Below are 25726 nucleotides of genomic sequence, written 5' to 3'. Positions count from 1 at the left end.
TTAATACAAAGGACTTATTTTATGAAATTTATAATTAATGATAATTATCCTACCTTACGTGAATATTTATTAAATTTTTTACTATTGTCTAAAAAAAATGTTCATATATTAAATATGGCTAAAGACGGAATATTCATTAATGGTAAGAATGTTAATTTATACGAAAAAATATATAAAAACGATATTTTAGAAATAACTATTCAATTAGCTAATTCTACATATATTAATAACAATAATATAAATATTGATATTGAATATGAAGATGACTTTATTCTAATAGCTTCTAAGCCGTTCGGTATGAAAACTCATCCTAACGACATTAATATAGAAAACAATGCATTGGTTAACTACTTAATAAAAAATTATAACTACTTAGAGCCAATACACAGATTAGATATAGATACATGCGGATTGGTTATTTTTGCAAAAACTCCTCTAGTAAAATCAAAACTTGATTACAATTTAGAAAATAAATACATAAAAAGATATTACAATGCTATTGTTAAAAATAGTATTCGCCCTCAAACAATAACAACCAAAATCGGAAGAAGTAATACTGAAAAGAATAAAATGGCTGTTACCAATAATGGAAAAATAGCAATTACTAATATTTTATCATGTACAAAAACAAAAAATAATTTTTACAAAATTGAAATTTCTTTAGAAACTGGACGAACTCATCAAATAAGAGTTCATCTAGCATATTTGAAAAATGCTATTATTGGTGATAAACTTTATTCAAAAGATTATATTAACTATCCTAATATGTATTTAGGAGCTTTAAAAATTGAGTTAAATCATCCTATATCAGATGAAAAAATAATTGTAAAGTCTAAATACTCAGACTTGTTTTCTAAAATGTAATATTTTTTGAATTGAGACTAATGAAAAAGGTGTAACGAAAAATAGCATTACACCTTTTTATATAAATATTAAAATTTCAATCTACTAGCAATTATTAATGAGATAAAAGCAACCCCCGATGACACAAGGAATACTAAGTTAGTACTAATGTCCCATATAAATCCTACCATATACATACCCAAAAATGCACTTAATTGAAATCCTACTGCACTGTATAAATTTTGCATTTCTAGTGTTTTTTCTGAATTAAATTTACTATTAAGTAATAAAATAAAAGATATTTGAGCTAAGGCAAAAGTTATTGCGTGTAATGTTTGCATAAAGATAAAAACATATACATTTTCAAACAAACCTAGCATTAACCACCTAAAAGCTGCAGTCGCACAAGCAAATATTAAAAATTTCCTTGCGCTAATATTTCTAGGCAATTTATTAGAAAATATAAAAAATAGTATCTCTGATATAACCGAAATGTTAACTATTAATCCTGTTAACCACTTTAATGAAATGTTCATACCTTCAAGGTATAAAACACTATAATTATTATATGCTGCATGACTAAGTTGTAAAAAGAAAAATGTCAAAATCAACAATATTGCATTTCTATCATTCTTAAGCCAAATAAACTGTTTAGATGTTCGTTTAGAATTATTACTATATGAATCTACATTTTTTAACAAATCAGGAGTCGGCATTAATGTAAACATAAAGTAAATAAACACTAAACTCGCTAAAACATAAAATATATAGTTATTACTAATATAACCTAAAACACTTCCTACTATTATACCTATAGTCATAAAACTAATAGAGCCAAAAACTCTAACCTTACCATAATCTACATTTCCTTCTTTAAGAAAAAGTGATGATGTTGTTTCTGTAAGTGGTGTTAAACTAAAATAAGTTAACCCGAATAAAAATGTTACCAAAAATAAATTTATTTTATTATCAACGAATCCATAAAATAATACTATCACAAAACCAGATAATCCAATTACTTTATATGACATATGTAGTCCAAATCTTTTTATCAAAGCAGTACTAACAAATATACCGCTGATAAATCTAGCTAAATAAATCATAGAGAAAACTGCACTAGCTTCTAATACTGATAAATTTTTTATCGTTGTTAAATAAATTATCCAATATTGAAAAAATACACCTTGCACAGCATACTGCAAGAAATAATTTAATCCTAACCAATTTTTTGCCTTCATATACTTTATCCTCACCAATTATACTACGCTAAAAAAACTTGAGCATATAAAACTATAAAGTTCATCAAAATATGGGCTAGTATAGGTGCAAATATTCTACCTGTAACTTTATATAATATACTAAATACAATAGACATAACTATATAGACTACCATAACAGGGGAAATTCCATCATGTGGCAATGCAAAAATAATACCAGTAACCATAGCAGCTAATGAAAATCGTAATTTATTGTTGTTTGTATCTATAATATCATATAAATATCCAAATATTGCTTTTCTAAAAACTAATTCTTCTAATACAGGTGCAAATACTATTGCATAAACAGAATATAAAGGAACTGATTTTACAATTTGCGATATAGTCGATGTATTTTGACTACCAGTCTCAATACCAAATATAGCCGATATTAATTGCAAAATAATTCCCAACATCATCTGTAACATCATCATAATAATAAATCCTATAAATCCATATAAAAATGTTTTTAATATCCCAGACTTGTTATTTACATTTTCTATACTATTAATTTTATTCTTATTAGTGAAGAAAATAATTATTATACTAGCTATTAAACAGTTAATTAGCATAATAGATATTCTTGAAGTTACACTAGTAACACTAATAGTTCTTAATATAAAAGTTGGTAAAAAAATAGTAAATATTAGGTATATTACTACAACAAAAAAACTTTTCCAAAATTGACCTTTTTTTAAAGAAATATTCATATCTTAACCTCCAAATTATAGACTATAACATTATACCACACTTTGAAATAAATAAACTTAAATTTTAGTGAATATAAAAAATAAAATCTTTGACTCTTTTTAAAGTCAAAGATTTTATTTTTATCGTTTTTGGTACGCTAATGAATATAAACAAGCAACCATTACTAGACCTCCTAGTAAATTACCTATCCAAACAAAAAGCATATTTTCTGCAAATTGTAAAAATGTAATATGTGCTCCCGCCAACATCGCTGCTGGTATTATAAACATATTTGCCACAACGTGTTGGAATCCAATAGCAACAAAAGTCATAACTGGAAACCAAGCTCCTAAAATTTTTCCTGTAACATCTTTAGCTGCAAATGATAACCAAGCTCCCATACTCACTAACCAGTTACACCCTATGCCAGAAACAATCATTTGAAGCGGAGTTGCATTCACCTTTGCTTCAGCAGTATGAATAGTCTTTTCCAAAACAACTCCTTCTGTAAGACCAACTATATGACCGAAGAAATATGCTACAAAAACTGCTCCAACTACATTCATAAGTGTTATAAAAACATAATTTTTTAAAAGTCTTTTTATATCTATTTTTTTAGATAAATAAGCAGCTCCTACAGCCATCATATTACTAGTAATAAGTTCTCCTCCACCTACTAAAATACAAGCAAGTCCTACTGGAAAGACTGCAGCACCAATAAATGATCCAAATCCTCCCCATTCGTGAGGGAAAGTTCCCGCTATTCTTATGTAAGCTAGATATCCTACACTAATAAATGCTCCCCCCAAAAATCCTAATACAACCATATATAGCCAACCTGCATTAGCTTTTGCTTGTCCTTTTTGGGCAGAATATTCATATATTTCTTGAGGTTCTAAATAAAGTTTAGACATATATACTACTCCTTAAATTAATTTTACAATGACTATTATACAACAAAAAACTAAATATTTGCAAGCGTATAATGTAACTATATAAAAAAACTTATGTAGTTCTTGTACTACATAAGTCTTACCTATTTCATAATTTTCTCTAATTTCATACTAGATTTTGCATTTAACTCTAATGGATTAGTAAAAATATTGTTTTTGTAATAATAATATCCCACTGCTCCCATCATAGCTGCATTATCGCTACAATATTCCATTTTTGGTATTAATAATTCAATATTTAGCTTATTAGCTAGATTGTTAGCACGTTCTCTAAGTTCACTATTTCCAGCTACCCCTCCTGCTATAATAAGTTGCTCAACATTAAATTGAATTAAAGCTTTCTCTGTTTTATATAATAAAATATCAATTACTGCTTTTTGAAAACTTGTAGCCAAATCTTCTTTTATTATTTCTTCTCCCCGCTGTTTTGCATTATGAATAATATTTATAACAGCAGACTTAATACCAGAGAAACTGAAATTATAATCATCACTGTCTATCATAGCTCTAGGAATGTTATAGTTATCTTCTCCTAGTTTAGCTAATGCATCTATTTTCGGGCCGCCTGGATATTCTAATGATAATTGTCTAGCTATTTTGTCATACGCTTCACCTACAGCATCATCCAAAGTACTACCTATTATTTTGAATTTCAATTCATCCTCTAAAATAACTAACTCGGTATGCCCTCCACTAACTACTAAAGCTAAAGCGGGATATTTTATATTGTTTTCAATGTTAGTGGCATAAATATGTCCAGCTATATGATGTGCAGCTATTAAAGGTTTATTCAATGTATAACTTAATGTCTTAGCAACATTAACACCAACTAACAATGATCCTATTAGTCCTGGACCTTGAGTTACACATATAGCATCTATCTCTTCTAAGGATATATTTGCTTCTTCTAAACTTTGAGCCACTATTTGTAAAATTACCTCTATATGCTTTCTACTAGCTATTTCTGGAACTACTCCTCCATACTGCTTATGAGTATCTATTTGACTACTTACAATATTAGACAAAACTTTCTTTCCATTTTCTACAATAGCAACACTAGTTTCATCACAGCTAGTTTCTATAGCTAAAATTTTAACATTATTCATTGCTTAAAACTCCCTTACCATAACATAAGCTGTTTCTCCGTTATTTTGATAATAATTTTCTCTACGTCCAGAAACATCAAATCCTGCTTTAATATACACTTTATAAGCTCTCTTATTACTTTCTCTAACTTCAATAGTTGCTCTTTTTGCATTTTTCATTTTATATAGTTCCATTATATATACAAGGAATAATTGCCCTAATTTTTTATTTTGATGAGGTTTATCAATAACTATCTTATTTATCTGATATTCATCAACTACATACCAGCCACCACAAAATCCTAGAATCTCATCATCATTAAAAATAGCATAATACTCAGAATTTTCGTGCTCTAATTCATTTTTTAGCATTTCTTTTGTCCAAGGATCATCAAAATTATTATTATCTATCTCTGACAATCTATCTAAATGTTCTACACCAACTCTATTAATTTTTATCATTTTTTAAACTCCTTTCTGCCTCTGTTAAACGTAAGTAGTTAGGTATTGCAGCAAAGCTAGTTGTTTGTTGAGAATAGTTTTTTACTAATAAATAATCTTTTGCATCAATATTTTTTATTACTACACTAAAATCTACTTTTACATTATTGTAATCAAAATTTCCAACATTTGTTATAAATTGAACAGATTTATTTAAATTATTAACATATGATACTAATTCTTCAAATGAATAATATCCTTCTGTCAACACCTCTTCATTATTAAAATATGCTGCAGCATAAACATTCCCTCTACGACCATCAAAAAAAGAAACAGTCAAAATATTTTTTTTATTATAGTTTGCAGCAAGAAGTCTCAAAGATGATAATGTCTTTATAGATATTTTCAAAACATAAGATAATGTTTTACCTATTGACAAAACTACTCTAAGAGCTGTATAAGAGCCCGGACCATTAGTTACAACTATTTCCGTTAAATCGTTTTTACTAACATTAGCATTACTTAAACAGTTATCTATTTCTTTTAATATTATTTCAGATAAATTTCTATGGCTCTCAACAATGCTCTCAGCTAAAATTTGATTATTTTTTATACAACATACTGATAAAGTACTGTTTGATCCATCTATAACCAAACTTACCATAATTTTATAATCTCTCTTTCTATATTTTTGTATTTATCCCCTTCAGATAATATCTCAACAATTCTTACATCATTATCATAATTTATTTGAAAATTAATTTTGTCTTTAGGCAAAAAGTCAGAGATAAATTCTGACCATTCTATAACACAAACAGCTTGTTCATAAAATATATCCTCAAAGCCCAAATCTTCTTCATTATTTTCTAATCTATAGGCATCGATATGATAGAACATTTTATTATTAGCTTCATACTCTTTCAAAATATTAAATGTAGGTGAATTAACTACATCATTAACTCCCAAATATTTTGCAAAAAATTGAGTGAAAGTAGTTTTTCCAGCACCTAAATTTCCATTTAAAGTTAAAATAAAATTTTCCGTTACAAGTTCTGACAATAATTTTGCTAAACGTTCTGTATCCTCTAAATTTTTTAATATAATTATTGACATATAAGCTCCTATACCTAGTTAATTAATAATACTATAATACATTATTTATATTCTAAATGCAATATTTTGATAACTATAACTGCTCAATAGAAAATTAAACAATTTTATGATATCATTAGATAATTGATAAGGAGGATATTATGAATAAAAAACTATATTCTATACTAACTACTATTTTTACGGTTGCCATTATTCTATTTTTATATATTTATGGTGGAGATTTATTTAATAATACAAAATACAATTCTGAAACAATAAACGGAGTACAAATTACTGGAGATACAACAAAATACCCAGTTCAATTTATTCGAAAAATAGATGGAGATACTATTAAAGTAAAATTCAACAATCAGGATTTAACCGTAAGATATCTATTAATAGATACCCCAGAAACAGTTAAAGCAAACACAGAAGTTCAACCTTATGGACCTGAAGCAAGTGCTTTAAATGAAAAAATATTAAAAAATGCAAAAAAAGTAGAAATAGAATTTGATGTATACAAAAAAAAAGATAAGTATGATAGAGCACTTGCATACGTATATGCTGATGGGAAAAATGTTCAAGAACAATTACTTAAAGAAGGTTTGGCAGAAATAAAATATGTTAAAGAACCCGATACTCGTTATCTAAATGATTTTAAAAAAGCACAAAATGAAGCCAAAGCTAATAAGAGAAATTTATGGAGTAACAATTAAAAATGAATTAGATTAGAATAATTATCTAATCTAATTCATTTTTACACTTATCATAGCAAAAACAATCAATTAAATGATCGTTAATAATTCCTATAGCCTGTAAATAACTATAAATAACCGTACTTCCTACAAAAGAAAATCCTCTTTTTTTCATATCTTTACTTATCATATCAGATAATGAAGTTTTCCCTGGTATCTCACTCATAGTTTTATTTTCGTTATTAATTTTTTTATAATCTACAAAGTTCCATATATAATTGTAAAAAGTTTTAAATTCTTTTTGAATATTAATAAAGGCTATTGCATTTTTTCTTATAGCATATATTTTTAATTTATTTCTAATAATTCCTTCATTTTCTCTTTGTTTTTCAAGAAATTCATCGCTATATGTTGAACATACATTGTAATCAAAATTATCAAAGGTATCCAAATAATTCTTTCGTTTCTTTAATATTATATACCAACTAAGTCCTGCTTGCATACACTCTAACATAAGTAGTTCAAATAATTTTTGCTCAGAATTAACAACTCTTCCCCACTCGTTATCATGATACTCTATCAATAAATCATTACTAGCCCAATTACATCTAATTTTACCGCCCATATATTGTCTACTATCTCCTTAAATTTATTACAGGTTTAATATCTTTTATTAATTTAATCAACCTTTTAATTGAATAATTATTACCTTTATCAATTTCAATTATTAAAGTATCTTTTACCATAATCCTTACATCCTTATTAGCGGACAATATCTCAAATAGTAATTTTCCATCCAAACTGTCTAAAATTTCTTTTTTAAATGTAATAATTGATTTGTTAGCAAGTTCTTTAATACTATCTACTAAAATATCTTGAGCATTTACTTTTAGCAAAGTTAAATCTAGTAGATTTTCTACTTCAACACCAAAATCCGAAAATCTATCTATTAATTCTTCAGTAATTACTTCTATATCTTCTTCTGTCTTAGCATTATTTAATTCTTTATAAAAGTATATTTTATCTGCATCATTATTAATATAAGATTTAGGAATGAAAGCATCTATATTCAATTTTATATCAATTAGATTACCCTCTTGTTCAAAAATATCGTATGTTGAATTTTTTGTTTTTTCTTTAATTATTTGCTCATAATAACTAATATCCTGAGTTTTATCCGCCTTTATTAATGGTTCTAGTATTTCCTTTTTATCTGATAATTCTTTTTCTAACATTTGTGAATATAGTGTATATCCTACAGAATCTATAAAGCCATGTTGTCTACCTCCCAAAATATCTCCTGATCCTCTTATTGATAAATCTTGCATTGCAATTTTAAAGCCACTTCCCAAAGAAGTAAAGTTTTTTATGGCAGATAATCTTTTTTCTGATGATTCTGTCAAAACTTTAAATGGTTTATACATAAAATATGCATAGGCTTCCCTGCTACTTCTTCCTACACGACCACGAATTTGGTATAATTGACTTAGTCCGAATTTGTCTGCATCTTCTATAATTAACGTATTAATATTAGAAATATCTATACCTGTTTCTATTATAGTAGTTGTAATTAACATATCGTACTCTTTATTTATAACATCTGTCATTATATTTTCAAGTTCTTTTTGGGTCATTCTTCCGTGAGCATACGCTATATTAATTTCTGGTAAGAGTTTTTTTAATTCTAAATATTTTTCTTCTATGGACTCAACTCTATTATATACATAAAATACTTGTCCTTGTCTATCAACCTCTTTTAATACTGCCTCTCTAACAACATTCGGATTTTCGCTCATAACGAAAGTTTGTATAGGCTGTCTATCTCTAGGTGGAGTTTCTATAATTGATAAATCTCTTATTCCTATTAAACTCATATGAAGTGATCTAGGTATAGGTGTCGCGCTTAGAGTTAGCACATCAATCATATTTTTTAATTGTTTTATTTTCTCTTTATGTTTTACTCCAAACCTTTGTTCTTCATCAATAATTAATAATCCTAAATCTTTATACTTAAATTTATCATTGAGAAGTTTATGTGTTCCTATAATAATATCTATTTGTCCTGCTTCTAATTGTTTAATTATTCTCGTTATTTCTTTAGCAGAATTAAATCTACTAACTACTTCTATATTAACTGGAAAATTACTAAATCGTTCTCTAAAATTATTGTAATGCTGTTCCGCTAACAAAGTAGTAGGTACTAAGACTGCTACTTGCTTACTATCCATTACAGCTTTGAAAGCAACTCGCATAGCCACCTCAGTTTTACCAAATCCAACATCGCCGCACAATAATCTATCCATTGGACGTTCTTTCTGCATATCTTGCTTTATTTCTATAGTTGCTTTTTCTTGATCTTCTGTGGCAGTAAACAAAAAATCTTGTTCAAATTCTTTTTGCATAACACCATCTTCACTAAAAGCGTATCCTACATTAAGCTCTCTTTTTATATACAACTTTATTAACTCTTCAGAAATATCTTCTATCTCTTTACGAACTTTATTTCTAACTTGTTGCCACCTTTTTGTTCCTAGTTTATTAATCTTTGGTTTTCTATTATCAGTTGATGATATATATTTTTGAATATATTTCATATTTTCTATATCAACGTAAATAACATCGCCACCTTCATAAACTACTTTTAAAAAATCTTTGTATATTCCAGAAACTTCAATATTCTCTATTCCTTCATATACCCCAATACCGTGATGTATATGAACTATATAGTCCCCTATATTTAAGTCTTGATAGTTTCTTATTTTTTCTGAATTAGAGTTTTTAAAAGATATACGTTTTTTTCTACGCTTTGCATCTTTGAATATCTCAAATGGTGTAATTAAAATAAATTTATTGCGTCTACTATCAAATCCTTTTAAATTATATTTAGTTTCTTCTATGTGAATTTTTCCTGCTTGGATACCTACATGAATATAGTCGTATAAATTATAATCAAAAAGTATTTTTTCTATATAATCTCGTTGTTTCTTTGAGTTAACAGCAATAACTATTTCATAACTTTCAAGTATTCTATTTTTAAATTCTTTTGCTAACTGTTCTTCAGTTGGATAAAAAGATAAATCTACTATATCTAAATTAACATAAGACTCAATAAATTTTTCTGTACTCTTTAATGTTGACAAATAATATTTTGTATTTGGAGTAGCATTTAACTTTTCAAAAGCCTCATTATCAATTACATTTTGAAAAATATAATATTGATTAATTTCTCCTAGACTAATTGCAAAGTACTCTTTTAACTCCAATATTTTTGCTTTAATTTTAGTATAGTTATCATATATTATAATAGAATCATCAAATAAATAGTCTACTATGCTATACGGATTTCTGTATATATAATTAGAAAAACTAGTTAATTCGTCAAAAATGTTACTATCTTTATATAATTTAATTTTATTTATTAAATAAGTTGCTACCTCTTTATAGTTATCATATTTTTCCAAATTTTGTTTTGATAATTCCTGCTCCAATTTGGATACTACTAAATCTCTTTCATCACTATTTAAGAAAAAATCATCTGCAGGATATATATTTACATAATTTATTTTCTCTATTGATTTTTGACTTATAGTATCAAAACTTCTTATAGTATCTAATTCCTCATCAAAATAATCAAGACGAACGGGATAATCATTTAAAGGACTATAAAAATCTATAATTCCTCCTCTTTTGGCATATTCTCCTATATTTTCAACACTATCTACTAGCTTATATCCCATATCCACTAATGTTTTAGAAAAATCACTAAAACTTATATAATTATCTAAAGATATATTGACATTATACTTTTTGAAATCTACTGGACTCTTAATAGTTCTATATAAAGAGTTGCTAGGAATAATGACAATCATTTTTTTCTTATTAACTAAATTATTTAAAATTTTTAAAGATAGCTGCTCCAAATCATTACTCTTGTTAGTAAATCGTTTTAGAGTATCTATTTCTGGATAAATATAAACATCGTCTTCAAATGTTAACAAGTCTTGTGATAAAACTTCTGCAGTCTTTTTCGTATCTACTATAATTGCTACTGTTCGCTGATACTTTCTAAAAGTATTAACTATCGTCAGTACTTTTGTAGAAATATTATTCGAATAAAATTCAATATTTTTATAATCTTTAGTATTATAATCTACAATATCAAACAATTTTTCTATTAACATAATTCTCCTAATTGTACTTATTCATTAGTTCATTAAATGACAAAGTTGCAAAATCTTTTATGCAGGCAGTAGATTTTTTATAAATTTTTTCAAGTTCACTTAACTCACTCTCAGTAAATCTTCCTAATACATAGTCTACAACTTTCATACCATTAATAGGTCTATCTATTCCTATTTTTAATCTATTGAATTTATCTGTTCCTAAATGATTTATAGTACTTTTTATACCATTATGACCCCCACTACTTCCTCGATTGCGTAGTCTAAAGTTAGCAGTTTTTGTATCTAAATCATCATAGATAATTAAAACATCTTCTAATTCTAAATCAAAATAATCATAAAATTTTCTAATAGCTTCGCCTGATAAATTCATATATGTTGTAGGTTTTACCAATAAATATTTTTTCCCATCTACGTATCCTACACTGTACTCTGCATTAAATTTATTTTTATCAAAACTAAAATTATTTTCTTCTGCAAATTTATCTAGTATCATAAATCCTACATTATGTCTAGTTTTCTCATATTGTTTTCCAGGATTTCCTAATCCTACTATCATTTTCATAAAAAAACTCCTATATAAATTTTTATAAAATTTAAAAGGCAACTTATAAGGTTGCCTTAATTAATTATTTATTCAAATAATACACTTACTGGTTCGTTATTATGAATTCTATATATCGCTTGACCTATTAAATCACCTACACAAAGTGGCTTCATCTTATCAAGTTTTTTCTCTTCTGGTATGTCTATCGTATTAGCATACACTAACTCTTTAATTGGTGATTCCTCTATTCTTTCAATAGCCGGTCCACTTAAAACTGCATGAGAACAACTAGCGTAAACTTCTTTTGCTCCCATTTTCATAAGTGCTTTAGCTGCAAGTGTTATAGTTCCAGCTGTGTCAATTATATCATCAATTAAAATACAAATCTTTCCTTCTACATTCCCTACTATATTCATAACTTCCGCTACATTTGGTTTAGGTCTACGTTTATCTATAATTGCGATAGGGGCATTTAGTCTATCTGCTAATTTTCTAGCACGTGTAACCCCACCATGATCAGGAGAAACGATAACAACGTCATCTAAATTTGATAATTTTTCTTTAAAATATTTCGCAATAATAGGCACAGCCATCAAGTGATCCACAGGTATATCAAAAAATCCTTGTATTTGTAAAGCGTGCAAATCTAGTGCTACAATTCTATCAGCTCCTGCTGTTTCCAATAAATTAGCTACTAATTTAGCAGTAATAGGTTCCCTACTTCTTGCTTTTCTATCTTGACGTGCATAGCCATAGTAAGGTATCACTACATTAATTGTATCCACAGAAGCTCTCTTCAAAGCATCTATCATTATTAGCAATGTCATTAAACTTTCGTTTACAGGATTACTTGTAGATTGAATAACAAAAACTTCACTTCCTCTTACACTATCATCAATATTAATGGATACTTCTCCATCACTAAATTTCTTTACACTACATTTGCTAAGTTCTATCCCTAAAGACTCCGCAATTTTTTTTGCTAATGGTATATTAGCATCTAGCGAAAAAAGCATTAATGGTTTTTCTTCATTATACATTTTGTTTCTCCTCTATCAATTAATAAGTACTCTAATAATTTTATCACAAATCTATGTCCATTTCTAGATTTTTGCGGGATTTTTTGTTTACTTATTTTGTATAATTAAATTATATAAAATATATATTAAATATCATTAGTTAAGATAAACTCTATACTATACTCAAACATATTGTTCAACAATTAATAAATAAAATACGATGTTAAAATTTAACATCGTATTTTTTATTTAATTATATTTTACTAAAATTTCTTTTAATGCTTCTTTAGGTCTAAATCCTGATAGCTCTTCTAAAACTTCTCCATCTTTCATTACTAATAAAGTTGGTATTGACATAACTCCATATTCAGAAGCAGCTTCTTGATGAGAATCAACATTTATTTTACAAAATTCTATATTCGGTAATTCTCCATCTAACTCTTCTAAAACAGGAGCTAACATTTTACAAGGTCCGCACCATGGCGCCCAAAAGTCAAATAATGTTACTGAACTTTCTTTTGATAATTCATAAAATTCTTTATCTGTTATTTCTCTCATTTATATTCTCCTTAGTTTTTGTTTTATATATATTACTACTTTATTTATATAATTTCAACTATTGTTACTCCTAATCCACCTTCTGTTTGTCCCCCACTACGAAAAGATCCTACATACTTATTAGTTTTCAGATATTCCGAAATATTTTTTTTCAAAATACCCGATCCTACACCATGAATAATTGTAAATGAATCATATCCCATTAACAAAACTTTGTCCATATATTCTTCAATAGTCCTTAATGCATCTTCAGTATTTTTACCAATAACATTTATTTCTAAAGATACATTCCCCACATTATTTTTTATATTAATATAACTTGATTCTCTCACCTTTTCTTTAGCTAATAGTTTTACTTCTGAACGTTTTATATTTAATTTAAGAGCTCCTAATTTTACTTGCAAATCATCACCTTTTATATCAAGGACTGTTGCACGTTGATTGTATTTTAAAACTAACACATCATCTCCTACATTTATACTCTGAATATTTTCTTCATCTGCATGAAATACAGTATTAGAAAAATTAACTTTATACTTATCAATATCTTGTATAACTTCATTAAATTCATGCTGTTTTATACTTTGATTTTCATCTTTAAAAGTCTTATAAATTTGTAACAATTCCTCTTTTTTCTGCTCAATATCTTGGTTTAACTCACTATACAATTTTTCGTATAAACTATCTTTATACTTATAATAGTCTTCTATATAATTACTAAGTGAATTTTTTATATCTTTAACTTCCTTAATATCATCATTCAAAATTAAAATTTTATTATCATATTCTTGAATGTTTTGGGCTAACTTATCTATAAAAATATTATTTTCTTTTTCAGTTTCTTTAAGATAGCTAGTTGCTTCTTCTACAATATCATCTGCCAAACCAAGTTTGTAAGAAATATTTATAGCGTTAGATTTGCCAGGTAATCCTATAATAAACTTATATGTCGGTTTTAGTAAATCAAAATCAAATTCTAATGAAGCATTTTTATAATAATCTGATCTAAAGCAGTAATCTTTAATTTCTGGATAGTGTGTCGTACACAATACAGTAGCACGAACATCTTTAAATTTGTTCAACAATGCCATTGATAAACCAGCACCCTCACTAGGATCTGTCCCAGAGCAAAGTTCATCTAAAAGAACCAAACTTTTATCATCAACCTTTTTTAAAATATCAATTATATTAGTCATATGTGATGAAAATGTTGATAAATTATTTTCTATTGACTGATTATCTCCTATATCTATAAATATATCTTGATAGTATCCTATTTTAGAATCTACATTAGTAGGTATATAAAGTCCTAAATGTGCTAAAGCTACACAAAGACCTACTGTTTTCAAAATAACTGTTTTTCCCCCAGTATTAGGACCTGTTATAATCAGCGAATCTTTATTATTATCTAAATAAATATCATTTTTTACTACAGTGTCTGAATCTATAAGTGGATTATATGCTTTCTTTAAGTCTATAATCTGCTCGTTAAGCATAATAGGTTTTACAAAACTTTTATTTATTGCAAAATTAATCTTTGAAAAAATAAATTCTACATTTGCAAAATTATCCAAAGACCATTTCAAATCATCTCCAAAATTAGCAACTTCAATAGTAGCTTCTCGTAAAATCTTTAAAATTTCTTCTCTTTCTTTGCGAGTAAGACTACTAATTTCATTATTTATAATAACATTTTCTCTTGGCTCTACGTAAAAAGTGTTACCAGAGGCTGATTCATCGTGAATAATTCCACCAAAATCATTTTTATATTCAGGTTTAACCAAAATAACATCTCTATCATTTCTTTTAGTAATAATTGCCTCTGTTAATTTATTACCATTTCTTCTAATAATATTTTTTAAAATATTGTCTGATTTAACTTTTAATTTTCTCTTACTATCTTTTATATGTTTCAACTCTATTGATGCATCTTCTCTTATATAACCATCTTCATCAACTATTTTATTCAAATAATCAATTAAATAATTGTAATCTACTATATTATCTACATAATTAGTTATATATGGATACTCTTCAAGATCTAACTTTTTTATTTCATTAAATTTACTTTTAAACCTACTATAAGTAATTATATTATGTAAAATATAAAATAATTCTTTTTCAGATAATACACTCTCTATCTTAGCTTTTTTTATACTATTGTAATAATTGTATATTTTTAGTCTAAATTCATTAGGATATTTAATAAATAATTTTTCTACTTCTTCATTTTCTTTATGAATAGCTAATAATTTATTATATTCTCGTATATATTCTAAATTTCTAAATCTCTCTTTTGATAATTCTGAATAACAATAGTTGTCTGCATCTTGTAAAACTAAATCAATATTTAATTTTTTATTAATTGATGACTGCATAAGTTATCTCCTTACCTACTATTTATTGTTAAAGTATACAATTACATATAAAATTTGTCAATAAAGATAAGTTTTATATTAATTGTTATAAAATAAAAAATATTTAGTATAAATTAATTTATACTAAATATTTTTTACAATTGTAATATTATCTTGTAAAAATTATAATTTAATTCTTTTTTATAAGATACATAGTGTTATTTTAGTATCTTTAGCTCTTTGTTCATATTTTTTTAATTGAGTATTTATTATCTTCTTGACAAAATATAAAAGAAAACGTATTCTATATGTATAGAATATATTTGATTTGATATTATATACAAAATAATACTAAAATAAAAATTTAAAGGAGATTTTATTATGAAAAAGTCTAAACTATTATTAACAGCACTAATAAGTACAGGCGTTTTATTAACAGCCCCAGCTAATATAAATGCTGAACACGCAAATGATTATGATAAACCTGACGGATATGGTAAAGACGGGAATAAACTTTTTGTTCACTTCGCTCAAAAAGGTGGTAAATTATATATGGTTAATGATACTTTTAGTTATGATTATTTTAAATATTATTCAGAAATCAAAGGAATTATGTTCACGCCATTAGAAATGCCAGAAGGACTAGTTTTAAATTCAAATGGGACAATTACTGGAGCATATAAAAACTACGGTCTTCAAACTATAAGAATAAAATTATCCGCTCCCGGCTATGTTGATGATATAAGTACACATCATGAATTTGTATTCCCTGAAAACTATGGTCTACCTAAAGGATATTTTAAAAATCTTTATTTGAAAGTAGATAAAGATAATATTAATTACAATTTCTCAAATGAGTTTACGAAAGATTTCAATTGGGAAATTTCTGGATTACCCGAAGGCGTAGAATTTGATGAGAACAATCTTTCTCTGACTGGAACTCCAAAAGAATTAGGGACTCATATTGTTGATATTGTTGGTAGATATAATAAAAAAATAAAAATTAATGACTATTATTTTTCTGTTCCAAACATACGTAAACAATTCACTATAACTGTTGTAGAAGATACAGACCCTATTATTAAAGAAATAATAAAAGAAAAAATAGTATATGTTGATAATGCAGGTAAAATACACGTTGTCAAACAAAACGGAGATATATTGACTATAGATAACCCAAGCAAAAAATCTTCTGGAAGAGTATTGCCAAAAACAAATGCTGTTAACTAGTAATATAAAGAATATTATTAATACATTTATTTGTAAATTTTACAATTATTATTTATAAATAAAATCACCCTTTCTTTTGATAAGACCTGAGTTATAAAGAAAGGGTGTAATTACTTTAAAAGAGTAAGGTTATACCTTACTCTTTTATTATATCATAATATAATTTAAATTTAAATATCAAAATCCAATTATATTCAATATTCAAGATATAGAAAACTGTATATTTCTATATAAATATATTTATTCCATAAAACCTTTTAGCTTATTTAATTTTGATGGATGTTTTAATTTTCTTATTGCTTTTGCTTCTATCTGTCTTATACGTTCACGTGTTACTCCAAAAGCACTCCCTACTTCTTCAAGAGTATGAGTTTTTCCATCTTTTAGACCAAAACGTAATTTCAAAACATTTTCTTCTCTATCCGTCAAAGTTTCCAGTATTTCTTCTAATTGCTCTTTTAACAATTCGTTAGCTGCGTGCTCCACTGGAGATTGAGCATCTTTATCCTCAATAAAATCTCCCAAATGCGAATCATCTTCTTCCCCTATTGGAGTTTCTAATGATACTGGCTCTTGTGCAATCTTCAAAATTTCTCTAACTTTTTCTGGAGTCATATTCATTTTCTCAGCTATCTCTTCTGGTTTAGGCTCTCTACCTAAATCTTGCAGCAATTGACGTTGAATACGAATAAGTCTATTTATAGTTTCTACCATATGAACAGGTATACGAATTGTACGTGCTTGATCGGCGATAGCTCTTGTTATAGCTTGCCTTATCCACCAAGTAGCATATGTACTAAATTTGAATCCTTTTGAATAATCAAATTTCTCCACAGCTTTAATAAGTCCCATATTTCCTTCTTGAATAAGGTCTAAAAATAACATTCCACGACCTACATATCTTTTTGCAATACTTACTACTAAACGTAAGTTTGCTTCTGCTAACTCTTGTTTCGCTATTTCTTTCTCTACATCATTTCCTGTATCAATAGTTTTTGCTAATTCTAGTTCACGTTCTTTAGAAAGAAGTGGCACTTTTCCTATTTCTTTTAGATACATTCTAACTGGATCATTAGTTTTTATTCCTGCTGGAACTGATAAATCTTCTAAATCAAGTTCTTCTTCGTGGTCATCATCTTTGTGATTAGAATTTATTAATATTATATCTTCTCTACTTAAAAGTTCATAAAAATCATCCATTTCTTCAGAAGAAATATCTAGGCTAGATAATGCTTCTAAAATTTCTTCTTGAGAAAGTTCTCCATCCTTTTTACCTTTTTCAAGAAATTCTTGTTTTATTGTTTCAAAATTTTGGACATTTTTTTCTTCAGCCATAATTTTTCTCCTTACTTTTTATAATTTTTTAATTGTTCTAACAATGATTTTTGTGTTTCATAATCAGCTACTAATATTGCATTTTTTAAATTATTTTTTATCTCAAAAACACTTTGTTGTAAATTTGATTCATTATTAAAATAATGTATATAATCTCTGACTATATCGCCAGTTGGATTATCTTCTATTAAAAAATTCTGACTATCAATATAAGTAGCTAAATTTATCAGCTCTACATCGCTAATATTGTTGATAAATCTATGAATTTCAAATTTTTGATAATTGTTGTAATATGTTACCAAACTATCTAATAAATTATCAAACAATTTATCTTGGAATTTGCAACTACTTAATTCCTCATAAACTTCTAACAAAATTGTTCTATCTATAAATAAATATTTAAACATTTTACATAATTTTTTATCATATTTTATAGTACTATAAATATTATTTGTAGATTGTGAAAAAGATACATCACTTGCATTACGTTTTTTTTCGCCTAAATTGTTCAATTCTGTAATTAGAATATTTTTTTCAATGCCAAATTGTTCAGCTAAATATGATATCAATAAATCTTTTAATGATCTGTCTTCTAAATATGTTAAATCTGTTAAAATTTCATTTTTATAAGCTATTTTTTGTTCGACATTTCCAGCCGATAATCTATTATAATAATCAATTTTAAATTCTAAAAAATGTATTTTATTTTTGTTAGAATAGTTGTAAAAATTAAAATCACTATCTCTTTTTAAACAACTATTTAAAAATTCATCAATATCTTTCTCACCAATAAATAATAGTTTAAATATATTATCCGTTTTTTTGATAAGTTTATTACCTATATTAACTGCTGCCTCTTCTCCTGCATTATCATTATCCAGTGCTAAGGTTATTTTAGGTGTTATTCTTAACAACTCGGCAAGTTTCTCATTATCTATATTCGTTCCCATTAAGGCTACTATATTTTTAACACCTTCTTGATGAGATTTTATAACATCCATATATCCTTCACACAATATTATATTTTTTTCTTTGTTTATATGTTGTCTTGCAGATGAAAAATTGTATAGAACTTTTCTTTTTTCAAAAATATCTGTTTCGTGTGTATTATAATATTTGGCAATGTTCTTGTCGTTAGACATAGTTCGCCCAGAAAAAGCAACGACTCTGTCTTTATCATCTTTAATAGGAAACATTACTCTATCTTTAAAAATATCGTAATATTCACCAGTATTTTCATTTAATCCAATAATTCCCGCATCTTTAGCATATTCTAAAGAAATATTATTAGCTTTGAAAAAATCAATAGCCAATTTATTGCTAGGAGGAGCATACCCTATATTAAAATGCTTAATACTTTCTTTACTAATTCCTCTAGATATTAGATAATTAAGAGCATCTTCTGCCTCTTCTGTATTAAGAAGTATATAATTATAGTAATCTGCTATAAGACTATGTGCATAATACATAACATCATAGCGATTATCTAAATTAAAATTTTCTTTTTTAGAAGAATTGTCATCTAATTCTAATCCTAATCGTTTTCCTAATTTTATTATAGCTTGATTGTACGTAATATTTTCTATCTGTGATAAAAATTTGAAAATATTACCCCCACCTCCACAACCGAAGCAGTAAGCTATTTTCTTTTCAGGAGATACAGTAAACGAAGGAGTTTTTTCATTATGAAAAGGACATAGTCCTAGAAAATTTTTTCCACGTTTATCTAATTTTATATACTCAATAACTAACTCAACTATATCTATACTATCTAATATGTAATCAATATCTTGTTGTGAAATTTTTCTCAAACTATCCTCCCAAAATTATAATGATAAAATTTTAGATTAAAAAGAGTGGGATAAAGAGATTATATCTTTACTTCCCACCCTAATGGCTAAAGGATAACTCTTATTAATTAACTATTTATTAATAACCATAGTTAATCGCCATTTAATTAATATGTTTTATTACTAAGTAAATGATAAATTTAGACATAATAATATAAAGTAATTATAGCATATATTTAAGAAAAATAAAAGTTTTCTATTGAATTTTGAAAAAAAAAATGATAGAATGTTAAAAAGCGAGTTAATGACGGTGAAAGATTAACAAATTAAATTGGCAATTTTTAATTTTAAACATTTTAATAGTTTAAGAGAGTTAGAAACTAATTAGGGTGGAACCGCGGATACATTTCGTCCCTGTATGTATTAAATTACGTACAGGGATTTTTTGTTTTCTAAAACCTTAATTACAACATTTTAGGAGGAAATTATATGGAAAAACTTTTATCTTTAGCAAAAAATCGTGGATTCATTTTTCAAGGATCTGAAATTTACGGAGGATTAGCAAATACTTGGGACTATGGTCCACTTGGTATTGAATTAAAAAATAATATAAAAAAATTGTGGTGGAAAAAATTTATACAAGAATCACCATATAATGTAGGACTAGATAGTGCTATCCTAATGAATCCAAAAACTTGGGAAGCATCTGGACATGTAGGTAACTTTAGTGATCCTATGATGGACTGTAAAGAGTGTAAATCACGCTTACGTGCAGATAAACTTATCGAAGAATTTTTCTTCCAAACAAAAGGAGAAGATATTGTTGTTGATGGATTACCTTTTGAAGAATTAGAAAAAATCATTAGCAATAACAAGATCCCTTGTCCAGAGTGTGGTAACCATAACTTCACAAATATTAGACAGTTCAATCTAATGTTCAAAACTAGTCAAGGTGTTGTACAAGATTCTACAAGTGAAATTTACTTACGTCCAGAAACAGCACAAGGTATATTCGTCAATTTCAAAAATGTTCAACGTAGTATGCGCAAAAAATTGCCATTCGGTATTGGACAAATTGGAAAATCATTCCGTAATGAAATTACTCCAGGTAATTTTATCTTTAGAACTCGTGAATTTGAACAGATGGAATTAGAATTCTTCTGTGAACCTGGTAGTGAATTGGAGTGGCATAACTTTTGGAAAAATTACTGTGAAAATTGGTTATTACAACTAGGTATGACTAAAGAGAATATTAGATTACGTGATCACGAAAAAGAGGAATTATCTCACTACTCTAATGCAACAACAGATATAGAGTACAAATTCCCATTCGGATGGGGAGAACTTTGGGGAATAGCGTCTCGTACCGATTATGACTTAAAACAACATAGTGAGCATTCAAAAGCAGATTTATCATATCACGATTTAATTAAAAATGAAAAATTCATTCCTTATTGTATTGAGCCTTCAGTTGGTGTTGATCGTGTATTGTTAGCATTTTTTGCTGATGCATATAATGAAGAAGTAGTTAGTGATAATGATACTCGTGTAGTATTAAAATTCCATCCTGCATTGGCTCCATATAAAGCAGCTATTCTACCTCTATCAAAAAAACTAAGTGAACAAGCAACTTCAGTATTTGCTGAATTAGCTAAAGACTTTATGGTTGACTTTGATGAAACTGGATCTATCGGTAAGAGATACAGACGTCAGGACGAAATAGGAACTCCTTTCTGTATAACTTATGATTTTGAATCAGAAACAGATAATATGGTAACTATACGTCATAGAGATACTATGGAGCAAATTCGTATACCTATCAACGAAGTCAAACAATATATAGAAGACAGCTTAAAATTTTAATAAAGAATAGGTTTCAAAAGGATAATAGTTTTTTTGAAACCTATTCTTTTATTTTATAATTGAATATAAGTTTTATACATTCTCCATTAATTCTGCTAGGTATTCCCATCTTTGTAACTTTTCTTCTAGCATATTATTTAATAATTGTTGTTCATTTGTCAATTCTGTTAATTTTTCAAAATCAGAACTATTTTTAGAGATTTCTATTTCTATATTTTTAATATCTTTTTCAATATTTTCTATCTCTTTATCAATAGTTTCCCATTCTTTTTTCTCAGCAAATGTTAATTTTTTCTTTTCAGTTTTTTCTTTAATTGGTACAATCTTTTCTTTAACTATTTGTGGCTCTATTGTCTTTGCTCTATCTTCAAATTCACTATAGTTTCCTATATGTTGTTCTACTAATCCATTACCTTTAAATACAAGTAATTTTGTTACAACTTTATCTAGGAAATATCTATCGTGTGATACTGTTACTACTACTCCATCAAAATTATTCAAATAATCCTCCAATATAGTTAAAGTTTCTGTATCTAAATCATTTGTTGGTTCATCTAGCAGTAACACATTCGGTTGGCTCATTAATAGCTTTAGTAAATATAATCTTTTTATTTCTCCTCCGGATAATTTACCTATCTGTGTTCCGTGAGTATGCATAGGGAATAAAAATTTCTCTAACAGTTGAGCTGCAGATATTGACGATCCGTCTTCTCTTATTAATGTTTCTGCTTCTTCTCTCACATAATTAATAATACGCATTGAACTATCTACATCTTCAGGCATTTGATTAAAATATGCTACTTTTATCGTGCTTCCTACTTTGATACTTCCTTCATCTACTTCAATTTTATTTGATAATATATTCAAAAATGTAGATTTACCTACACCATTGTCTCCTATTATTCCTATTCTATCATTATTCTGAATTATCAAACTAAAATCTTCTAAAATATTTTTATTATCATAAGATTTATATATATTATTTATTTCAAAAACTTGTTTTCCTATTCTTGTATTATCTATGTCAATATTTAATTCATTTTTAATTTCTTTAGTTGTAACTTTTTGTTCTAAATCTAAAAACCTATTAATTCTAGCTTGTTGCTTCGTAGTTCTTGCTTTAACACCACTTCTCATCCACTCTAATTCTTTTTTATACAATTTTTTATTTTTTTCATATTCTATACTTTCGTTTTGTTTTCGCAATATTTTCTTTTCAAGAAAATCACTATAATTACCATTGTATTCAAATAAATTTCCCATATCTAATTCAAAAATTTTCGTTGAAATATTATCTAAAAAATAACGATCGTGAGTAATTACTAATATACTATTTGGATAACCTTTTAAATATTTCTCTAACCATTTTATCGTATCAAAGTCTAGATGATTGGTAGGTTCATCTAGTAATAATAAATCTGGAGTTTCTATTAAAACTTTTGCTAATGATACTTTTTTCTGTTGACCTCCTGATAATTCACTAACTTTTTTATAATAATCAGTAATTCCTAACTTAGTCAATATAGTTTTCGCTTTGTTAATAATATTCCAAGCATCTTCTTTGTCAATTCTTTCTTGTAATTCAAATAATTCTCTTTGCTTATCTTCATTTGATTGATCTAATTCTAACTTTGATAATGCTAACTCATAATTTTTAACTAATTGTATTATTTTAGCCTCACTAGAAAAAATACAATCCAAAACAGATAAATCTTCATCTAAGTTGGACTCTTGAGGCAAATAACCGATAGTATAATCATTACTATGACTTATGTTTTTATTATCAAAACTATCTAAATTGCAAATACATTTTAATAATGTTGACTTGCCTGTTCCATTAATTCCGATTAATCCAATTTTTTCTCCTTCATTTATAACAAACTCTATATTATTAAATAAAACTTTATCTCCGTATGTTTTTACCAAATTTGTAGCTTTATATACTTTCATTTTATATATCCAATCTGTAATCATTAATTTCATCTATAATTTTAACATATAAAAGAGAAAAGAAGATAGTAATAATTACTATCTTCTGTCTTCATATATTATTTAGCGTCTTGTGATAAATCAACTTTGTCTAAAGGTATTACTTTTGTTTTATATTTAATTTTGTGATACAAGTAGAAGAATAAGAATACCGGAACTCCCATATAAGTAGTTATTATAGCTCCCCAATCAACTATTCCTTGTGTTACTAATTTTGTATCTTGACCAATAATTACAACAATACACAATATTAGAGCTAGAATAGGCCCAACTGGGAACCATTTTGCTTTGTATTTTAAATCATCTAAACTTCTTCCTTGACTGATATACGCACGTCTAAATCTGTAGTGACTTATTGCTATTCCTAACCAAGCTATAAATCCTGTAAGCCCACTTGCTGCTACAATATAAGTATATGCATTGGTACTTGTTAATTGGATTAAGAATACTACTATTACCACTGCTGTTGTTGCTAAAAGTGAATTTATAGGTGTTCCTTTTTTATTTAATTTACCAAATAATGGATATGCTAATTTATCTCTACTCATAGCGTACAACATTCTTGTAGAAGCATACATACCTGAGTTCCCTGCCGACAATATCGAAGTTAATATTACTGCATTCATAACACTTGCTGCAAATGCAAATCCTGCATTTTGGAATACGATTGTAAATGGTGATTTCGCTATTTCTTCTGCACTTTCCGCTCCTAATAAATCTGGAGATGTATAAGGAATTAATAAACCAATTACGATAATTGCTAATACATAGAATATTAATATTCTCCAAAATACTTGTTTTACTGCTTTTGGAATTGTTTTTTCTGGATTTTCACTTTCTCCAGCAGTTACCCCTATCAACTCTGTACCTTGGAAAGAATATCCTGCAATTAAGAATACTCCTAACGCTGCTAAAATTTTGCTAGATATAGAAGAATCAGTACCCACAAAAGGAGCTTCTCCAACTGTAAAATTAGAAAATCCTATAAATTGTCCGCCAAGAATACCGAAAATTGTTAAACATCCTATTACTAAAAATACTATAACCGTTACTACTTTAATTAATGCAAACCAATATTCACTCTCTCCATACACAGAAACACTCAACGAATTAAGTCCAATGATTAATAGTAAGAAAATTATGCTCCAAACCCAACTTGGAAAAATTCTCATCGGTTCCCAATAGCTAACTGCCAATGCAGAAAGTTCAATATCTGCTGCAACGGTAATAACCCAGTTAAACCAATAATTCCATCCTAATGCAAATCCTAATGATGGATCAACATAACGAGTTGCATAAGTACTAAAAGATCCTGATGTTGGAAGATATGTAGCCATCTCCCCTAGTGATGTCATTAAAAAATATACCATAAGTCCTATTGATAAATACGCTACTATTGCTCCTCCGGGACCTGCACTGCTTATCGCTTGTCCACTCGTCATAAATAGACCACTACCTATGCAGCCTCCAATTGCAATCATAGTTATGTGTCTTGATTTCAAATCTCTTTTTACTTCTCTTGTCATAAAATTTCTCTCCTTTATAAAATAAAAATGCACGAACTACATTAAATATAGAACGTGCATTGCACCTCTAAAAGTAAAGTAGCTCAACACAGTAAAAACTGTGACAGTCCTATGCTTATTAAACATAGTCCCAACAATATGTATATAGGTTCAACATATCATTTCGGCGACGTTTCCTTTCACTGCAAGTCATCGGCTCCTACTCCTAATTACAGCTACTCTTAAAAATCGCAACCTCCACCTCACCTTTAAGTGAGGTATATTCAATTTTCTTAC

At 27.2% G+C, this 25726-nt stretch carries 21 protein-coding genes and 1 riboswitch; of the genes, 4 read left to right on the top strand and 17 right to left on the bottom strand.

All coding sequences use genetic code 11. The annotated features are described in order from the left end of the window. The first annotated feature begins 21 nt into the window (after positions 1-21). The gene (locus tag AC1XWJ_RS00910; protein ID WP_483333913.1) at positions 22-864 is read left to right on the top strand and encodes an RluA family pseudouridine synthase; all 843 of its coding nucleotides are present in this window, start codon (positions 22-24) and stop codon (positions 862-864) included. Positions 865-932: 68 nt separating this feature from the next. On the opposite strand, the gene AC1XWJ_RS00905 is transcribed toward AC1XWJ_RS00910, so the two are convergent. The 7 genes from AC1XWJ_RS00905 to tsaE form a co-directional block, all read right to left on the bottom strand. Beyond that, the gene (locus tag AC1XWJ_RS00905; RefSeq protein WP_483333912.1) at positions 933-2081 is read right to left on the bottom strand and encodes an MFS transporter; all 1149 of its coding nucleotides are present in this window, start codon (positions 2079-2081) and stop codon (positions 933-935) included. 23 nt (positions 2082-2104) lie between these two features. Next, entirely contained in the window at positions 2105-2809 is a 705-nt protein-coding gene (locus AC1XWJ_RS00900) for a CPBP family intramembrane glutamic endopeptidase (protein WP_483333911.1), read from the bottom strand. Positions 2810-2929: 120 nt separating this feature from the next. Next, a complete protein-coding gene (locus AC1XWJ_RS00895) occupies positions 2930-3703 on the bottom strand; it encodes a formate/nitrite transporter family protein (protein ID WP_483333910.1) in 774 nt (257 codons plus the stop codon). A 122-nt stretch (positions 3704-3825) separates the two neighbouring features. Beyond that, the gene (gene tsaD, locus AC1XWJ_RS00890) at positions 3826-4848 is read right to left on the bottom strand and encodes a tRNA (adenosine(37)-N6)-threonylcarbamoyltransferase complex transferase subunit TsaD (protein WP_483333909.1); all 1023 of its coding nucleotides are present in this window, start codon (positions 4846-4848) and stop codon (positions 3826-3828) included. A 3-nt stretch (positions 4849-4851) separates the two neighbouring features. After that, a complete protein-coding gene (gene rimI / locus AC1XWJ_RS00885) occupies positions 4852-5289 on the bottom strand; it encodes a ribosomal protein S18-alanine N-acetyltransferase (RefSeq protein ID WP_483333908.1) in 438 nt (145 codons plus the stop codon). Further along, positions 5276-5932, bottom strand: coding sequence for a tRNA (adenosine(37)-N6)-threonylcarbamoyltransferase complex dimerization subunit type 1 TsaB (gene tsaB / locus AC1XWJ_RS00880; protein WP_483333907.1), 657 nt, complete (start codon positions 5930-5932; stop codon positions 5276-5278). Before tsaB ends, rimI begins: the two co-directional genes overlap by 14 nt. After that, positions 5926-6381, bottom strand: a complete 456-nt coding sequence (tsaE, locus tag AC1XWJ_RS00875; RefSeq protein ID WP_483333906.1) for a tRNA (adenosine(37)-N6)-threonylcarbamoyltransferase complex ATPase subunit type 1 TsaE — start codon at positions 6379-6381, stop codon at positions 5926-5928. Before tsaE ends, tsaB begins: the two co-directional genes overlap by 7 nt. 140 nt (positions 6382-6521) lie before the next feature. On the opposite strand from tsaE, the gene AC1XWJ_RS00870 reads away from it, so the two are divergent. Then, a complete protein-coding gene (locus tag AC1XWJ_RS00870) occupies positions 6522-7076 on the top strand; it encodes a thermonuclease family protein (RefSeq protein WP_483333905.1) in 555 nt (184 codons plus the stop codon). Positions 7077-7101: 25 nt separating this feature from the next. Here the strand turns inward: AC1XWJ_RS00870 and AC1XWJ_RS00865 are convergent, their stop codons facing one another. The 6 genes from AC1XWJ_RS00865 to AC1XWJ_RS00840 all read right to left on the bottom strand — a co-directional run bounded on the left by AC1XWJ_RS00865 (position 7102) and on the right by AC1XWJ_RS00840 (position 15738). Further along, the gene (locus tag AC1XWJ_RS00865) at positions 7102-7680 is read right to left on the bottom strand and encodes a DNA-3-methyladenine glycosylase I (RefSeq protein ID WP_483333903.1); all 579 of its coding nucleotides are present in this window, start codon (positions 7678-7680) and stop codon (positions 7102-7104) included. A gap of 10 nt (positions 7681-7690) precedes the next feature. Further along, positions 7691-11236 (bottom strand): transcription-repair coupling factor, encoded by a 3546-nt coding sequence (gene mfd / locus AC1XWJ_RS00860; protein ID WP_483333902.1) that lies wholly within the window; start codon positions 11234-11236, stop codon positions 7691-7693. Positions 11237-11243: 7 nt separating this feature from the next. Continuing rightward, entirely contained in the window at positions 11244-11801 is a 558-nt protein-coding gene (pth, locus tag AC1XWJ_RS00855) for an aminoacyl-tRNA hydrolase (RefSeq protein ID WP_483333901.1), read from the bottom strand. Between the two features lie 68 nt (positions 11802-11869). Beyond that, entirely contained in the window at positions 11870-12823 is a 954-nt protein-coding gene (locus AC1XWJ_RS00850; protein WP_483333899.1) for a ribose-phosphate diphosphokinase, read from the bottom strand. 228 nt (positions 12824-13051) lie between these two features. Further along, a complete protein-coding gene (trxA, locus tag AC1XWJ_RS00845; RefSeq protein WP_483333898.1) occupies positions 13052-13360 on the bottom strand; it encodes a thioredoxin in 309 nt (102 codons plus the stop codon). Positions 13361-13404: 44 nt separating this feature from the next. Next, positions 13405-15738, bottom strand: coding sequence for an endonuclease MutS2 (locus AC1XWJ_RS00840; RefSeq protein WP_483333897.1), 2334 nt, complete (start codon positions 15736-15738; stop codon positions 13405-13407). Positions 15739-16098: 360 nt separating this feature from the next. Between AC1XWJ_RS00840 and AC1XWJ_RS00835 the strand changes: the two genes are divergently transcribed. Further along, on the top strand, positions 16099-16947 hold the full coding sequence (locus tag AC1XWJ_RS00835; protein WP_483333895.1) for a hypothetical protein: 849 nt from the start codon (positions 16099-16101) through the stop codon (positions 16945-16947). A 240-nt stretch (positions 16948-17187) separates the two neighbouring features. Here the strand turns inward: AC1XWJ_RS00835 and rpoD are convergent, their stop codons facing one another. Beyond that, complete coding sequence (rpoD, locus tag AC1XWJ_RS00830) at positions 17188-18282, bottom strand: RNA polymerase sigma factor RpoD (protein WP_483333894.1); 1095 nt, start codon at positions 18280-18282, stop codon at positions 17188-17190. Positions 18283-18293: 11 nt separating this feature from the next. Beyond that, positions 18294-20093, bottom strand: coding sequence for a DNA primase (gene dnaG, locus AC1XWJ_RS00825; protein ID WP_483333892.1), 1800 nt, complete (start codon positions 20091-20093; stop codon positions 18294-18296). Positions 20094-20561: 468 nt separating this feature from the next. On the opposite strand from dnaG, the gene AC1XWJ_RS00820 reads away from it, so the two are divergent. Beyond that, positions 20562-21935 carry a glycine--tRNA ligase gene (locus AC1XWJ_RS00820; RefSeq protein ID WP_483333890.1) on the top strand — a complete coding sequence of 458 codons (1374 nt, stop codon included), beginning with the start codon at positions 20562-20564 and terminating at the stop codon, positions 21933-21935. Positions 21936-22007: 72 nt separating this feature from the next. Here AC1XWJ_RS00820 and AC1XWJ_RS00815 read toward each other — a convergent pair whose 3' ends face one another. Continuing rightward, complete coding sequence (locus tag AC1XWJ_RS00815) at positions 22008-23885, bottom strand: ABC-F family ATP-binding cassette domain-containing protein (RefSeq protein WP_483333888.1); 1878 nt, start codon at positions 23883-23885, stop codon at positions 22008-22010. 98 nt (positions 23886-23983) lie between these two features. Further along, a complete protein-coding gene (locus tag AC1XWJ_RS00810; protein WP_483333887.1) occupies positions 23984-25450 on the bottom strand; it encodes an amino acid permease in 1467 nt (488 codons plus the stop codon). Positions 25451-25521: 71 nt separating this feature from the next. Further along, a riboswitch (Lysine riboswitch) is annotated at positions 25522-25698 on the bottom strand. Between the last annotated feature and the right edge of the window lie 28 nt (positions 25699-25726).

The organism is Gemelliphila sp. 1F1, from assembly GCF_056897515.1.
Note: the sequence above shows the minus strand (reverse complement) of the source record. Positions and strands in the feature narration are given on the sequence as shown.